The organism is Paraburkholderia sp. MM5477-R1 (assembly GCF_050436385.1).
GTDB lineage: Bacteria > Pseudomonadota > Gammaproteobacteria > Burkholderiales > Burkholderiaceae > Paraburkholderia > Paraburkholderia tuberum.
In genome coordinates this window covers 735,802-751,196 of sequence record NZ_JBNDMC010000005.1, presented here as the reverse complement: position 1 = coordinate 751,196, position 15,395 = coordinate 735,802, and the positions used below count along the sequence as shown (strand labels likewise).

General features: G+C 65.2%; 10 protein-coding genes and 1 pseudogene. 9 read left to right on the top strand and 2 right to left on the bottom strand.

Going from position 1 to position 15,395, the window contains the following annotated elements:
- The first annotated feature begins 3 nt into the window (after positions 1 to 3).
- Genes OKW35_RS15795 through OKW35_RS15785 form a run of 3 tightly spaced genes read left to right on the top strand, consistent with a single transcriptional unit; the run spans position 4 to position 2,540 of the window.
- Positions 4 to 1,080: an asparaginase gene (locus OKW35_RS15795; RefSeq protein ID WP_429402380.1), complete on the top strand. Its 1,077-nt coding sequence runs from the start codon at positions 4 to 6 to the stop codon at positions 1,078 to 1,080.
- A 32-nt stretch (positions 1,081 to 1,112) separates the two neighbouring features.
- Entirely contained in the window at positions 1,113 to 1,814 is a 702-nt protein-coding gene (locus tag OKW35_RS15790; RefSeq protein WP_429552515.1) for a hypothetical protein, read from the top strand.
- Positions 1,815 to 1,835: 21 nt separating this feature from the next.
- Positions 1,836 to 2,540, top strand: coding sequence for a maleate cis-trans isomerase family protein (locus OKW35_RS15785; RefSeq protein ID WP_184058822.1), 705 nt, complete (start codon positions 1,836 to 1,838; stop codon positions 2,538 to 2,540).
- A 67-nt stretch (positions 2,541 to 2,607) separates the two neighbouring features.
- Here OKW35_RS15785 and OKW35_RS15780 read toward each other — a convergent pair.
- Positions 2,608 to 2,930 (bottom strand): annotated as a pseudogene (locus OKW35_RS15780) (transposase); the annotation flags it as partial.
- 160 nt (positions 2,931 to 3,090) lie between these two features.
- Here OKW35_RS15780 and OKW35_RS15775 point away from each other — a divergent pair.
- From OKW35_RS15775 to OKW35_RS15755, 5 genes are all read left to right on the top strand, one after another.
- Complete coding sequence (locus OKW35_RS15775; protein ID WP_429552514.1) at positions 3,091 to 4,005, top strand: LysR substrate-binding domain-containing protein; 915 nt, start codon at positions 3,091 to 3,093, stop codon at positions 4,003 to 4,005.
- 122 nt (positions 4,006 to 4,127) lie between these two features.
- Positions 4,128 to 5,423: a dicarboxylate/amino acid:cation symporter gene (locus tag OKW35_RS15770; protein ID WP_090811568.1), complete on the top strand. Its 1,296-nt coding sequence runs from the start codon at positions 4,128 to 4,130 to the stop codon at positions 5,421 to 5,423.
- A complete protein-coding gene (locus OKW35_RS15765) occupies positions 5,420 to 6,886 on the top strand; it encodes an aspartate/glutamate racemase family protein (protein WP_429552513.1) in 1,467 nt (488 codons plus the stop codon). Before OKW35_RS15770 ends, OKW35_RS15765 begins: the two co-directional genes overlap by 4 nt.
- A gap of 94 nt (positions 6,887 to 6,980) precedes the next feature.
- Positions 6,981 to 8,399 (top strand): aspartate ammonia-lyase, encoded by a 1,419-nt coding sequence (aspA, locus tag OKW35_RS15760; protein WP_429552512.1) that lies wholly within the window; start codon positions 6,981 to 6,983, stop codon positions 8,397 to 8,399.
- Between the two features lie 73 nt (positions 8,400 to 8,472).
- Entirely contained in the window at positions 8,473 to 9,594 is a 1,122-nt protein-coding gene (locus tag OKW35_RS15755; protein ID WP_184058814.1) for an asparaginase, read from the top strand.
- 20 nt (positions 9,595 to 9,614) lie between these two features.
- On the opposite strand, the gene OKW35_RS15750 is transcribed toward OKW35_RS15755, so the two are convergent.
- Complete coding sequence (locus OKW35_RS15750; RefSeq protein ID WP_429552511.1) at positions 9,615 to 11,843, bottom strand: SLC26A/SulP transporter family protein; 2,229 nt, start codon at positions 11,841 to 11,843, stop codon at positions 9,615 to 9,617.
- 250 nt (positions 11,844 to 12,093) lie between these two features.
- Here OKW35_RS15750 and OKW35_RS15745 point away from each other — a divergent pair, with 250 nt between their 5' ends.
- Entirely contained in the window at positions 12,094 to 15,387 is a 3,294-nt protein-coding gene (locus OKW35_RS15745) for an adenylate/guanylate cyclase domain-containing protein (protein WP_429552510.1), read from the top strand.
- Positions 15,388 to 15,395 lie beyond the last annotated feature (8 nt).

Below are 15,395 nucleotides of genomic sequence, written 5' to 3'. Positions count from 1 at the left end.
ACGATGAGCTTTTTATCGACTGCAACCAAAACCGCGCGCGGGCCGAAAATCGCCGTGATCGGTACGGGCGGCACATTTGCGATGCACGCGCGTGGCCCGTTCGACTGGGTCGAGTATTCGGAAAGCGGCGTCGTGCATCCGCTCGACACCCTGCTCGCGACGCTCGGCGAGCTCGCGCCCGACGTCGAACTGCTACCCGTCACGTTTCGCAGCCTCGGCAGCGTGGCGATCCAGCCGGCGGACTGGGTGGAACTCGCTCGGCTGATACGGCACACGGCGCTCGCCGATCCGTCCATCACAGGGTTCATCGTGACCCACGGAACGGCGACGCTCGAAGAAACCGCGTGGTTCCTGCAACTCGTGCTCGACATCGCGCGGCCGGTGATCGTCACGGGAGCGCAGAGGCCCGCAAACACCGCGGGCAGCGACGTGCTCGCGAACCTGCGCGGCGCGATTGCGGCAGCGCGCGATCCGCTGAGCGCGGCACACGGCGTGCTGGTCGCGATGGACGGCTGGCTGTTCTCGCCGCGCGACGTGACCAAGGCGGCCAGTTTCGAACTGAACGCGTTCGAGTCGCCGGGCTACGGTCCGCTCGCGCGCATCGAGCCCGACGCGCGTGTTGCGTGGCGGCGCGGTGCGATTGCAACGCGTCGCGGTAGCGAATCCGCATGGTTCTCACGAGCGCTGCTGGAAGCGGATGCGCCATTCGCGCTGCCGCGCGTCGATATCGCGATCTCGTATGCGGGTGCCGACGGTGTGGCGATCGACGCGCTGGTCGCGGCAGGCAGCGCCGGCATCATCAGTGCGGGACTGGTGCCGGGACGGCCGGCGGCAGCGGAGGCGGCGGCATATCGCAAGGCGGTTGAGGCCGGTGTCGTGGTCGTGCAGTCGAGCCGCGCGGCGCGTGGCGTGGTGCCGCCTCAGGCGTTTCTGGCACGCGACGGCGTAGTCGCGGGCGGCGATCTCGCGCCGCACAAGTTGCGCATTGCGTTGATGCTCGCACTCACGTTCGATGGCGATTCGCGAGCCGATTTCGCGCAACGGCGCGAACGCATTCAAACCATTCTGCTCGCGTTGTGAACGCTTCGGCACGCAAGGAGGCATTTCGAATCATGCAGTTCTCTTACCTCGTGACCTGGGTGCATCCGGACCCGGCGGCATGCATCAGCGCCGACGACCTCGAACGCATCGCCGCGATCGTCAACTCGACGCCCGCGCTGCGCCGCTCCCGCCTTTACACGCCGGAATCCGCCGACGATTACTACACGCGGGACGGCGCGTCGCCGATCTTCGCGATGCAACTCGACTACGACTCGGTGTTCGATCTCGAAGCGCCGATCGCGGCAGGCGGCCATTTGCAGGCGCTCGCCGCGGCCAATCTCGCGAGCCTCGCCGGATGCCGCGTGGAGCAGCAGGCGATGCTGCGCCGTCCGTTTCCGGTGGCCGATGCCGACGCGCGCGTGCCAGCAGGCAGCCTGCCATGCCAGTTCCTCGTGCACTACCCGGGCCGCGCGCTCGACTTCGACGAATGGATCAACTACTACCTCACGCATCATCCGCAGATCATGTTCGACTTTCCGGGCGTGCGCGAGATCGAGATTTTCACGCGCATCGACTGGCTCGACGCGATGCCATGGACACGCGTGCACTACATGCAGCGCAACAAGCTGATGTTCGACAGCGCACGGGCGATCACCGAGGCGATGCACTCGCCGGTGCGCCACGCGATGCGGCAGGACTTCGAACGATTTCCGCCGTTCGAGGGCAGCAACATCCATCATCCGATGGCGGCGCGCACGACCTTCTTCGACTAACGCAATTCGCAAGGGGCAAGCATGAGCATCGGGTTCGGTCATCTCGCGCGTATCGGGCATCTGTACCCGTCGGGTGGACTGTGCGACTTCGAGATTCAGGCGATGGCGCCCGACGGCGTGCAATTCGTCACGACGCGTTTGCCGTTTCGCGACACGTCGATCGAATCCGATCGCACGTTGATCGACGACATCGAACAGCACGCGCAACTGCTCGCCGACGCGAAGGTCGACCTGATCGCGACCAATTGCACGGCGGCGGGCGTCGTGAACGGACCTGACGCGATCAATGCACGGGTAACGGCAGCGACGAACATCGCGGCGGTCACGACGATCGAGGCCGTGCTCGCCGCGTGCGACGCGCTGGGCGCGAAGAAGCTGGGACTCGTGACGGCTTACGGCGAACGCGTCGTCGCGGCGGAGCAGGCATTTTTCGAGCAACGCGGGCTGAGTGTCGTCGCCGAAGCGAGCCGCGCGTGCCGCACGCCTTTCGAGCAGGGCACGGTGCAGCCCGAGGTCTGGTCCGACATCGCGACGCGACTACCGGGCGATTTTGACGCGTTGCTGATCAGTTGCGCGGGCATTCGGGTGAGCAGCGTGATCGCTTCGATCGAGACGGAAGTCGGACGCCCGGTGATCAGCAGCAATTCCGCGCTGTTGTGGTACTGCTTGAGGAAGCTGAACATCTCTGCGAAGTCGCCGGGATATGGCGTTCTGTTAAGCGATTGAGACGGTCCCTTTCCTGGCCGCAGGCTTGCCAAACGCACCGCCGTTCTATAAAACTTGCTAGACGGTGTCAGGAACTTCGAAGTACTGGGATTGCATGGACAAGCCTAAGCATGGCGAAGACGACAAAAGGCAGACCTGCGAGTGTTTCGGGCAAGCGTTCGTAGTCCCGTGCGAGGCGTCGAAAGCGGTTGAGCTCCATCCGAAGCTGCGCTCGACTACCCATCGACGTGGCAACAGCACGAAACCCTTTTTCGCTTCATCGAGCTTGACCACCTGGAGATCAATTCCCTGAGCGCGCGCGGCCTGCGCAGGAGCTTCGCCCGGGTAACCCTGATCGGCAAAGGCCACTTTCACGGTTTCTCCCGTTGCCTGCTGCACCTGGCGCGCCAGGGCGCGATATCGGCCGCATCTGGCGCGTGGCGGAGCAACTCGAAGTACCTGTGCATGGCGGTTTGACCCAGGTCCGATAGTCAGCGTGCGGCACGGCCAGGCGTAGAATTGCGGGCGCAGCGGCGAGTCCATTCGTCGCCGGACCGGAGACCGATGGCTGATGGAAATCAAGTGGATCGAAGACTTCATCGCGCTCGCCCGCTATCAGAGCTTTTCCCGGGCGGCGGAGTTCCGCAACGTCACGCAGTCGGGTTTCAGCAGACGGATCCAGTCGCTCGAACAATGGGTCGGCGCCGATCTCGTCGATCGCAGCGGCTTTCCGCCGACCCTGACCCCGGCAGGGCAACTGTTTCGTGACGCGGCCGAAGACATCCTCGACAAGCTGTTCGACACGCGCGCCATCATTCGCACCGAACAGCGCATCGCCGGCACGAGCCTGCAGATCGCAGCCGGCCACACGATCGCGCTCAACTTCCTGCCCGCGTGGCTGCGCACGCTGTCCAAGCATGTCGGCGAAGTGCGCGCGCGCGTGATTCCGGCGAACGTGCACGATTCGATACTGATGCTGGTCAACGGCAACTGCGAGCTGATGTTCGCTTATCACCATCCGCAGCTGCCGTTGCATCTCGATCCGACCAGGTATGAATGCGTGACCGTGGGCGTCGATACTTTCATGCCGGTATGCAGGCCCAATCAGCGGCTTGCGCACGTGTACCGTCTGCCCGGCGTGATCGAACATCCGATGCCGTTCATCGCCTATACGGAGACGAGCTACTTTGGGCGCTGCTTCGCGTTGCTGATGGAGCAGAGCAAAGCGTCGCCCGCCTTGCAACTTCACTATGAATCCGACATGGCCGAGGTCGTGAAGAAGCTCGTGCTGGAAGGCGAGGGTGTCGCCTGGCTGCCGAAGAGTTCGATCGCCGCCGAACTCGACAGTGGCCAGCTTGTCGCCGCCGGCCGCTCCGAATGGCAACTGGAGCTGGAGTTGCGCGTGTATCGCGACCTCACGAACCGCACTGAACTGCTCGATACGCTGTGGCGGCATCTGCGGGCCTCGTCGGGGTCAGCCGGATAGCGCCGCTAGGGTTATCCCGCGTTATGCGAAACTTGCATAGCCGTATGCAACACTAGCATTCACGTCTTTTCTGCCGTCTCTAGAATTCCGTCCAGTCACAAATAATCTCAGGACGGAGACACATGAAGAATCGGCTTACCCTCTACATCCTCGCCGGCATGCTGCTCGGCGTGGCCGTCGGTTATGTCTGCCATCGCACGGCGGCCGATGCCGCGCAGGCGAAGGAGATCGCCGGCTACTTTTCCATCGTCACCGATATCTTCCTGCGGCTCGTGAAGATGATCATTGCGCCGCTGGTGTTCGCCACGCTCGTGTCAGGTCTCGCCGGCATGGAAGGCACGAGCGACGTGCGCCGCATCGGTCTGCGCTCGATCGCGTGGTTCCTGTGCGCGTCGCTGTTCTCGCTCGCGCTCGGCCTCGTGCTCGCGAACCTGCTGCAACCGGGCGCGGGCTTGCACATGTCCCAGACGAGCGCTGACGTGGCCACCGGCCTCAACACGTCGAGCCTGAACTTCAAGGACTTCGTCACACACGCGTTCCCCACCAGCATCGTCGATGCGATGGCGCGCAACGATATCCTGCAGATCCTCGTCTTCTCGGTGATGTTCGGCATCGTGCTCAGCGTGATCAAATCGGACCCGCGCGTCGCGCCGCTGATCGCGGGCGTCGAAGGGCTCGTGCCCACCATGCTGAAACTGACCGATTATGTGATGCGTCTCGCGCCCGTCGGTGTGTTCGGCGCGCTGGCATCGGCGATCACGGTGCATGGCCTCGACGTGCTGACGACGTACGGCAAGCTCGTCGCCAGCTTCTATACGGGGCTCGCGCTGCTGTGGGCGGCGCTGATCCTCGCCGGCTACGCGTTTCTCGGCAAGCCGGTCTGGGCTTTGCTCAAGGCGATCCGCGAACCCGCGATGCTGGCGTTCTCCACCGCGAGCAGCGAGGCGGCGTATCCGCGCCTGACGGAGAAGCTGGAGGAATTCGGCGTCGACAAGAAAGTGGTGGGCTTCACGTTGCCGCTCGGCTATGCGTTCAATCTCGACGGCTCGATGATGTATCAGGCCTTCGCGGCGATCTTCATCGCGCAGGCGTTCGGCATCGACATGCCGATCGGCACGCAGATCGTGATGCTGCTCGTGCTGATGGTGAGCAGCAAAGGCATGGCGGGTGTCGCACGCGGCTCGGTGGTGGTCGTCGCGGCCGTGGCGCCGATGTTCCATTTGCCGCCATCGGGCGTCGTGCTGGTGCTCGCGATCGACCAGATTCTCGACATGGGGCGCACGGCGACCAACGTGATCGGCAACAGCATCGCGACGGCAGCCATCGCGAAGTGGGAGGGCCAGCGCGTGACGCGGCAGGAACGCCGCACGGCGATGGCGACGGCTTCGTTCGGCCAGCTCGAAGGCGAGACGAAATGAGCGGCATCGACGCAACGTCTGCCACGAGCGCGCGCAAGTTCGGCGTGGTGGGCGGGCTCGGCCCGCTCGCGAGCGCGGACGTGTTCTTCAAACTGATCAAATCGACGCCGGCCACGCGCGACGCCGAGCACTTCGATGCGATCTTCGAGCAGCAGCCGTTTCGCAGCGCCGATGCCGACAGCGAGACGTTGACGCAGCGCAAGCTGTACATCTTCGATCTGATCAGCAGCTTCGAGAAGCGCGGCGTGACGACGGTCGTGCTGCCGTGCTTCCTGAGTCACACGTTCATCGACGAACTGAAAGCCAATTCGCCGCTGCAGATCGTCGACATGATCGATGCGGTGCGCAGCCACGTGCGCAGAAGATTTCCCGCGGTGCGCCGCGTGGGCGTGCTCGCGTCGGCGCATACGCGGCGCAGGCGCCTGTTCGAGAAGTACTTCGCGGCGCCCGAGTTCGAAGTGATCCACCCGCGCATCGGCGACGGCATCGATTTCGTCACCGAGGCCGTTTATGGCGAGGATGGCGTGAAGAGCGGCAATCTGCGTGGCCGTCCGGCCGAGTTGCTGCGGGCGGCGTGCGAGGACCTGATCGAACAGGGCGCCAACGTCATCGTGCCGGGGCTCACCGAGATCGCGCTGGTCGCGGACGAACTCGGTGCGTTGCGCGTGCCGCTCGTCGATTCGAACCTGGCTTATGCGCAGTACGTGGTGTCCGGCCAGTACCACACGCCCGAGACGATCTTCAAGGTCGGCGTGGTGGGCGGCGTGGGTCCGGCGGCCACCGTCGATTTCATTCACAAGATCGTGCGCGCGACGCCCGCGCGGCGCGATCAGGACCACCTCAAGCTGCTCGTCGAGCAGAACCCGCAGATCCCGGATCGCACGGAGAATCTGATCGGCGATGGACCCGACCCGACCATCTCGCTCTATGCGACCTGCAAGAAACTCGAAACGGGCGGCGCGGATCTGATCGCGATCCCGTGCAATACGGCGCATGCCTTCGTCGAGCGGATACAGCCTTATCTCGGCGTGCCGATCGTCAATATGCTGACGGTGACGGTGCGTTATCTGCGCGAGTCGTTTCCCGCGCTGCGCTCGGTCGGCGTGCTCGCGACTTGCGGCACGCTCGCGAGCGGCGTCTACGAAAAGGCGCTCGAATCGCACGGCTTGCGGCAGGTCGTCCCGGCACCCGCGCTGCAGGCGCGCGTGATGGACGCGATCTACGGCAAGGAAGGCGTGAAGGCCGGATTCACGGCGGGGCAGTGCCAGCAAGACCTCGCCGCGGCGATCGACGGGCTTATCGCCGACGGCGTCGAAGTAATCGTTCTCGGCTGCACGGAACTGCCGCTGCTGATTCGCGAGCCGTATGTGATCGGCGCGAACGGCGCGCGCGTGAGCGTGGTCGATCCGACCGACGTGCTCGCGAAGCAGTGTGTTGCCTGCGCGACAGCGCCGCCTCGATAACCCAACCGCATCACCCAGTCAATGCGACGGACCTGCACACGAGGTGTGCCGGATGACCCGCTCGCCTGTCGATTTCAGAACCTGAGAGGCAATCATGCTTGCACCGACCGAACGTATCGAACACGACCTTCTCGGCGATCTCGCCGTGCCCGCGACCGCGTACTACGGCGTACACACGCTGCGCGCGCTGCAAAACTTTCCCATCACGGGTATTCCGATCTCCGTGTATCCGAACCTCGTCAACGCGCTGGCGAGCGTGAAACAAGCCGCCGCGCTCGCGAATTACGATCTCGGCCTATTGAGCGCGGTGAAGATGCAGGCCATCGTGCACGCATGCAGGCAAGTGCGCTCAGGCACCGCGCACGAGCATTTCGTCGTCGACGTGATTCAGGGCGGCGCGGGCACGTCGACCAACATGAACGCGAACGAGGTCATCGCCAATCTCGCGCTCGAACATCTCGGGCAACAGCGCGGCGAATACGCGGTTCTCCATCCGAACGAGGACGTGAATCTCGGCCAGAGCACCAACGACGTCTATCCGACCGCGCTCAAGATCGCCACGTACGCGGGCATCATGCAACTGGTCGACGCGATGGGCGTGTTGCGCGCATCGTTCGAACGTAAGGCGGTGGAATTCGGCAACGACCTGAAGATGGGCCGCACGCAGCTTCAGGACGCCGTACCTATGACGCTCGGCCAGGAGTTCAGCACCTTCGCTGTGATGCTCGGCGAAGACGAAGAGCGGCTGAAGGAAGCGGCCCAGCTCATCTGCGAGATCAATCTCGGCGCGACGGCGATCGGCACCGGCATCAATACACATCCGGAATACGCGCAGCTTGCATGCAGGCACTTGGGCGAAATAACCGGTATCGCGTTGACCACGTCGCCGAATCTGATCGAAGCGACGCAGGATGTCGGTTCGTTCGTGCAGCTCTCTGGCGTACTGAAGCGCGTCGCCGTAAAACTCTCCAAGACCTGCAACGATCTTCGCCTGCTTTCGAGCGGTCCTCGCGCGGGCCTTGGCGAAATCAACCTGCCGCCGGTGCAGGCGGGTTCGAGCATCATGCCGGGCAAGGTGAATCCGGTGATTCCGGAGGTCGTCAACCAGATCGCGTTCGAAGTCATCGGCAACGATGTGACGGTGAGCTTCGCCGCCGAAGCGGGGCAGCTCCAGCTCAACGCGTTCGAGCCGATCATCGCGCACAGCCTGTTCAAGAGCGTCGCCCATTTACGCGCAGGGTGCCTCACGCTCGCGTCGAAATGCGTCGACGGCATTACCGCGAATCACGAGCGGCTGCGCGCGATCGTCGAGAGCTCGATCGGCATCGTGACCGCGCTGAACCCGTACATCGGCTATACGCACTCGACCGAAGTCGCGAAGGAAGCGCTTGCGTCGGGCAAAAGCGTCGCGCAGATCGTGATCGACAAAGGGCTGTTGAGTCAGGCGCAGCTCGACGAGATCCTTCAACCCGCCATGCTGACGCAACCAAGAAAGATGTCGTCGGCGGCGTGAGCGACGAAGGTTGTTCCGCTCACAGGTCGCGTGCATACGCACGCGACTCTTTTAAACGATGGAGGAGAGAAAGATGAACGGCAACACGATCGATCGAAAAGCAAAGCGGCTGTGCGGTTCGGCGGCACTGCTGATCGCGGCACTTGCCGCGGGTACCTGCGCACAGGCTGCCGGCGCGCCATCGCAACAGGCAAGCGCCGTCACGGCAACGCCGCGTGTTCTGGTGCTGGCCACCGGCGGCACGATCTCGGGAACCGCCGATCCCCGTTCGGCGATCGGCTACAACTCGGGCAACGTGAAGGGGCAGGAACTGGTGCGCGGCGTGCCGGGCATCGAGAAGCTCGCGAGCATCAGCGCGGAGCAGATCTCGAACGTCGGCTCGCAGGACATGAACGACAAGATCTGGTTGCAGCTTGCGCGGCGGATCGACGAGGTCTTCGAGCGGAACGAGGCCGACGCCATCGTGATTACGCACGGCACCGATACGATCGAGGAAACGGCGTTCTTCCTGAGCAACGTGCTGCGCTCCGACAAGCCGGTGGTGCTGGTCGGCTCGATGCGACCGGGCGGTTCCGCGAGCGCCGACGGTCCCGGCAATCTGTACGAAGCCGTCGAAGTGGCGGCGAGCCCGCAGTCGCGTGGCCGAGGCGTGATGGTCGTGATGAACGACCAGATTCACGCGCCGCGCTGGATCACCAAGACCAATACCACGGCGGTACAGGCGTTCGCGTCGCCGAATGCCGGCGCGATCGGTTATGTCGATCCGGCCAGCGTGCGCTTCGTGATGCCGGCGGTGCAATCGACGCGCGCTGCGCTGAGCCTGCCCGCGAGCGGGCAATTGCCGCGCGTCGATATCGTCTACGCGCATAGCAACATGGATGGCCGCCAGATCGATCATGCGATCGCCGATGGCGCGAAGGGCATCGTCGTCGCCGGCGAAGGCGATGGTGACATGTCGAAGGAAGCCCTCGCGGCGCTCGACCGCGCGGCGGCAAAAGGCATCGTGGTGGTTCGCTCGACGCGCCTGGTGTCGGGGTTCGTGAACCGCAACGTCGAGGTGGACGACGACAAGCGCGGTTTCGTCGCATCGCTCGATCTGAATCCGCAGAAGGCGCGATTGCTGACGCAATTGCTGGTGGCCAACGGCGTGACCGATCCCGTCAAGGTACAGCAGGCATTCAGCGGGACGTGGTGACGGGTTGGGGGCGCTGCCGCTTACAAAGCCGCGCGTAATGCCTCGTCGGCAACGGCAAGACGCAACGCAATGGTCTTCACGAGAAACCGATGCAACTGTTGCGCCGTCGCCGGATCCTGCTGTTCGAGTTCGAGCAGCCGGGAGATCGACAGGCGGTACACGCGCGTCGGTGCCTCGGCAATCACATCCGCGCTGCGCTGTTGCTGCGTGTACACCGCCATTTCCCCCACGACCGTGCCCGGGCCGAACGAGCGCAGACGCGCCGAGCGGCCATCGCCGAGGGGCAGCGAGATCGCGACACGTCCTTGCTCGACGAAATACAGCGCGTCGCCCGGCTCGCGATGACGAAACAGCGCCTGCCCCGAAAGCAGATCCTGCACCTCCAGACACGCGATCAAGCCGTTCAACGCGCCGGCCGTGAAATGCGGCTCGAGCATCGCCCGCAGATCGCCGCCATGCGCGATCGCGAGCGAGTTCGACGCGAGCAGTTTGTCTTCGATCCATTCGAGACCCGCATCGAGCGTATCGAATTCATGGATCTTCAGATTGAGCGTGCCGGTCTTCACGAGCAGATCGCGCGAGCGCGGCGGCAGCGCGGTCAACACGAGGTCCACGCTTCTTGCTGCGCAGAGCTGCCTGAGTTTGACGAAGCTGATCGATACGGATGCATCCATGCCATGTGTCGCCGCAAAGTCGAGCACGACGAAGCGGACCTGCGACGGATTCCCGGCGCCGAATCGCTCGCGAAGGCGCTGCAGAATCGAATTGGCCGTGCCGAAGAAGAGAAACCCTTGCAGGCACATTCCGCATACCTGGGGGCCGATTGCGCGCAGAGCCTGGGTGTCTTCGATGCTGCGCTCGACATTCGAGGTCCGCGCGCGCAGGTCGAACTCCATGCGTATGCAGCCGACCCGACCGTAGAGCAGCGTGAACATCACACACGCTGCAACGACGCCCACCCCTACGCCGACGATCACGCCGTACGCCGCGATAGTGCCGAGAATCACGGGCACGAGCAGATACTCATACCAGTTGAGCTTGGTCCAGGCGCCCGCGAGCCAATGCACGAGCAAGCGCAGCCCCATGAAGAGCTGAAGGCCGACCAGCACCGGCACCGGAAAGAGCGCCACGACGTCCGGCGAAGTGGCGAGCACGACCACGCACGCGAGCGAGGCGAACACGCCCGCCACCCGGCTCGTCGCGCCCACCCGCGCGTTGAGCATCGAGCGATTGAACGACTGGTAGCCGACCATGCCGCCCAGCAGTCCGCTCGCGAGATTGGCGAGGCCGGCGGCGCGCATCTCGCGATTGAGGTCGACGTCCTCCCCGGTGGCCGCGCCAATCGCCGTTGAATTCATCAGGATCGTCACGGCCGACACCGAGGTCACCACCAGACTCTCCGGAAGATGCGCGCCGACCGCCGACCAGTCGATGCCGCCCCGTCCGAGCCTCGCGGCCAGGTGCAACTCCGGCAGCCCGGCAAGGTGCAGCTTGACGCGCGGCAGCAGCAGACCCATGCCGCGCGCGTCGTCGATCGAAACTCCGGCAACCTGCAGCAGAACGTAGAAAAGCACGACGCCGAAGGCCAGCGTGAGCGGCAGCGCGGCGATGTGCTGCCACGTGCGCATCAATACCGTGGCCAGCACGCCGACGACCAGCGCCGGAACCCATGTGAGCCAGTGAAGGTGCGCGAGCAACGCGAGCGTGTGCCACTGCAGCGGCTGGCCCGTCAGCACGCGGAACGCCCCGGCGAGCAGCAGGTAGCCCGTGCCCGCGAGAAATCCGCCGAGCACCGGATAGGGCAGGAACTGCAAGGAGCGGCTGCGCTTCGACGAGCCGATCGCATAGAGCACGACGCCCGTCATGAGCGAACAGAGCGCGATGGCGATCAGCACAGTGAGGATCAGCGTCTGCGGTGAACCGCCGTCCGCGCGCACGCTGCTGGCCACCCCCGCCGCCACGCCGGCGAGAAAGGCGGCGGCGTTGCTGTCGGGGCCGCCAATGTTGACGCGCATCGAACTCGTCAAGGCGATCACGAGCGCCGTGACGACGCAGCTCACGAGCGCGGTGGGCACGCCCAGCATCGCGTAGCGGGCAAGATCGGCGCTAAAGATCATCGTGCCGAGGCTCATCGCATAGCACAGCATGACGAGCGTCGAAACGGCGCCCGCCGCCACGTCGCCTGGCAGACCCGCCAAACGCGAGCGCAGCGGAATCTCGGAGACGGAAACGGTCTTGCCCGGCTTCACGTGGATTCCCGGTCGAATGCAAGGGCGCCGTGAGGCGCGCCAGCCAGTATCCTGCGCGGCTCGAACGGCTGTCAAACGCGATGCAGCGTGCTTATCGGACACCTACACTGGTTATTCATCGGCCCCGTACCTGGCGAGCTCCACGCAAAGGCCGTGCAGTTCCGGAGCCGTTCACACCGGCGGTCGGCAGGCGCGCTATTCGTCTGAGCTTTTGCCCGCGGGGCCACGCATCGGAGGCGGGGCGACGAACATGGATATCGAGAAATGGCTGCGGGACCTCGGGCTCGAGCAGTACGCCCACGCGTTCGCGGCAAACGACATCGACATGTCGCTGCTCGGGCAACTGACCGACGTGGACCTGAAAGAGCTGGGGGTACAGTCGCTCGGCCACCGTAAGCGCATTCTGGCCGCGGCGGCAGGCGCCCTAACGGCGGCCGCGCCGCTACCGTCCCAGACCTCCGCCGACAACGAGGTGCCCGCGGACGAGCGCAGGCAGGTCACGATTCTGTTCGCCGATCTCTGCGGCTACACGATGCTGTCCCGCTCGCTCGATCCCGAAGACTTGCGCGCGCTGATCGGACGCTACACGGCGCTGGTCGACGGGATCGTGCTCGCCTATGGCGGCACGATCGACAAGCACATCGGCGACGCGGTGATGGCGCTGTTCGGCGCGCCCCGCTCGCACGAGACGGACACGCTGCGCGCCGCCCGTGCCGCTCTCGACATTCACGACGGCCTGGCGCGGCTGGCCGCGCAGACCGGGCGGCCGTTGCAGGCGCATATCGGCATGGCGAGTGGCGAGGTCATCGCGGGCGCGCTGGGCCGCGCCGACGCGCAGGACTACACCGTGCATGGTGATCCGGTGAACCTGGCCGCTCGGCTCGTGGCAGCCGCGGCCGCCGGCGAAACCTGGATATCCGACGACGCGGCGCGCACGCTCGGCGACGCCGCCAGTTGCGAAGCAATCGGCGAGCGGCGCTTCAAGGGCATCGACACGCCGGTGCGGGCATGGCGGCTCGTCGCGCTTGGCAGCGAGCCCGTCAGGACGAGCCGCAGCCGCTTCGTCGGACGCGAAGCCGAGCTCGAACAGTTTCACGGCATCCTTCATGCGTGCATGGCAAGGCGCGCAGGGCATGTCGTTCATGTGCGGGGCGAAGCCGGGATCGGCAAGACACGGCTCGTCGACGAGATGCGCCGCCATGCGCAGGCACAGGGCTTCACGCTCCATCGAAGCCTCGTGCTCGATTTCGGTGTCGGCAAGGGCCAGGATCCGGTGCGGACCATCATTGGAAGCCTGCTCGGCTTACCGGCCGGTGCATCGAGTGAAGCGCGGCAGGCCGCCGCCGCGCAGGTCGCGACCCAAGGTGTCGTCAAGGCCGAGCAGATCGTGTTTCTGCACGACTTCCTCGATCTCCCGCAGGCCGCCGAATGGCAAACCATCTACGAGGCCATGGACCACGGCGCGCGCAAGCGCGGCAAGCAGGCGCTCGCCGTGAGGCTGACCGAGGACGCTTGCGCCCATGCGGCGACGCTCATCGTCGTCGAAGACCTGCATTGGGCCGATGCCGAAGTCATCGGCTACCTGTCGGCGTTCGCGTCAGGCATTGCCAACGGCACGGGCCTGCTGGTCACGACTTCGCGCGTGGAAGGCGATCCGATCGATGCAGGCTGGCGCGCACGTTGCCGCGACACCCCGTTCGCCACGATCGATCTCGGACCGCTTCGCAAGGACGAGGCCCTGAGCCTGGCGGGCAATTTCATCGATGCGACCCAGCGCGTCGCGCTCGCCTGCATCGAGCGCGCGGGCGGCAATCCGTTGTTTCTCGAACAACTGCTGCGCAACGCTGAAGAAGGCAGCGGCGGCAACGTGCCCGCGTCGATCCGCAGTCTCGTGCTCGCGCGGATGGACCGGCTCGCGCCCCGTGACCGCCTGGCGTTCCAGGCGGCCGCCGTGATCGGCCAGCGTTTCGACCTCGCGCTGCTGCGAGAGCTGGTGGACGATCCTGGCTACGTCTGCGACGGCCTGCTCGTCAATGCACTCGTGCTGCCGGAAGGCGAGGACTTCCTGTTCGCCCACGCATTGATCCAGGAGAGCGCCTACTCGACGTTGTTGCGTGCGCGCCGCCGTGAACTTCATCTGCGCGCGGCCGAATGGTTCGCACAGAGCGATGTCACGCTGCACGCCCAGCACCTCGACCGCGCCGAAGACGAGCACGCGCCGCACGCCTACCTGGGCGCGGCGGCCGCACAGCGTGCCGCCCATCGTTTCGAAGCCGCGCTGCGGCTGGCCGAGCGCGGCATCGAAATCGCGCAGTCGGACGCGGACCGCCATGCACTGAGCTGCTGCAAGGGCGAACTTCAGCGCGACCTGGGCGACATCGCAGGATCGATCGTGACGTACCGCACTGCACTCGTCGCCGCCACTGACGACGCCGCCCGTTGCGACTGCCAACTCGGGCTCGCGGAAGGTCTGCGTGTCAGCGAGGGTCTCGACGAAGCACTCGGCTTACTCGCGCAAGCGCAAAAGATCGCGGAGCGAGACAACCGGCTGGCCGAGCTTGCAAGCCTCCACTACCTGCGCGGCAACATTCTCTTTCCGCTCGGCAAGATCGACGCCTGCAGCGCCGAGCATGAGCGCGGTCTTGACTACGCGCGGCGCCTCGGTCTGCCCGAGGCAGAGGCTCGCGCGCTCGGCGGCCTGGCGGATGCGGCGTATGCGCAGGGGCGCATGCGGACCGCGTTCCATCATTTCAGCGAATGCGTCGCGATGAGCCGCGAACACGGGTTCGGCCGCATCGAGGTTGCCAATCTGTCGATGCAGGGCTTCAGCCGCATTTACCTGAACGACGCAAGTCAGGCTCGCGAGGACGCAAGCGCCGCCGCCCGCGCCGCCGAGTTGATCGGGCAGCCTCGCGCGCAATTGCTGGGGGAGACGCTGGGGGTGTTCGCCTGCCAGGAACTGGGCGATGCGCAGGCGGCCGGCAAGCATCTGGTGCAGGAAATGCGTGTGATCCGGCAATTGGGTGCGCGCCGTTTCGAAGCGCAGAATCTGGAGATGCAGGGTCGCCTGTTACTGGACGAAGGATGCCGTAGTGAAGCAGTGGTGGCGCTGCGCGAAGCACTCGCCATCTCACGCGAGGTAGGGACTCAGTTTTCCGGGCCAAAGGCCTTGAGCGCACTGAGCCGTGCGGTTGACGATAACGGCGAGCGTACGCGGCTACTGGCTGAAGGCGAGGCGCTGTTGCGCCTCGGCGCGGTCGGCCACAATCACCTGTGGTTTTATCGCGACGCCGTCGAAGCGATGCTGGGGGCGGGCGATCCTGCTGGCATGCTGCACTACGTGGACGCACTCGAGGCCTATACACAGCGCGAACCGTTGCCGTGGTCCGAGCTTTTCGCGGCGCGTGGCCGTGCGCTTGCACTCGCGCTTCAGGCGCCGCTCAGCGAAGCCACGCGACATGAACTCCTGCGGCTGCGAGAGGCGCTGCAGCAGGCCGGCTTTCGCAATTACGTAAGCGCGGTCGAAGCGGCCCTTGCGGCTTGAGGCACGCG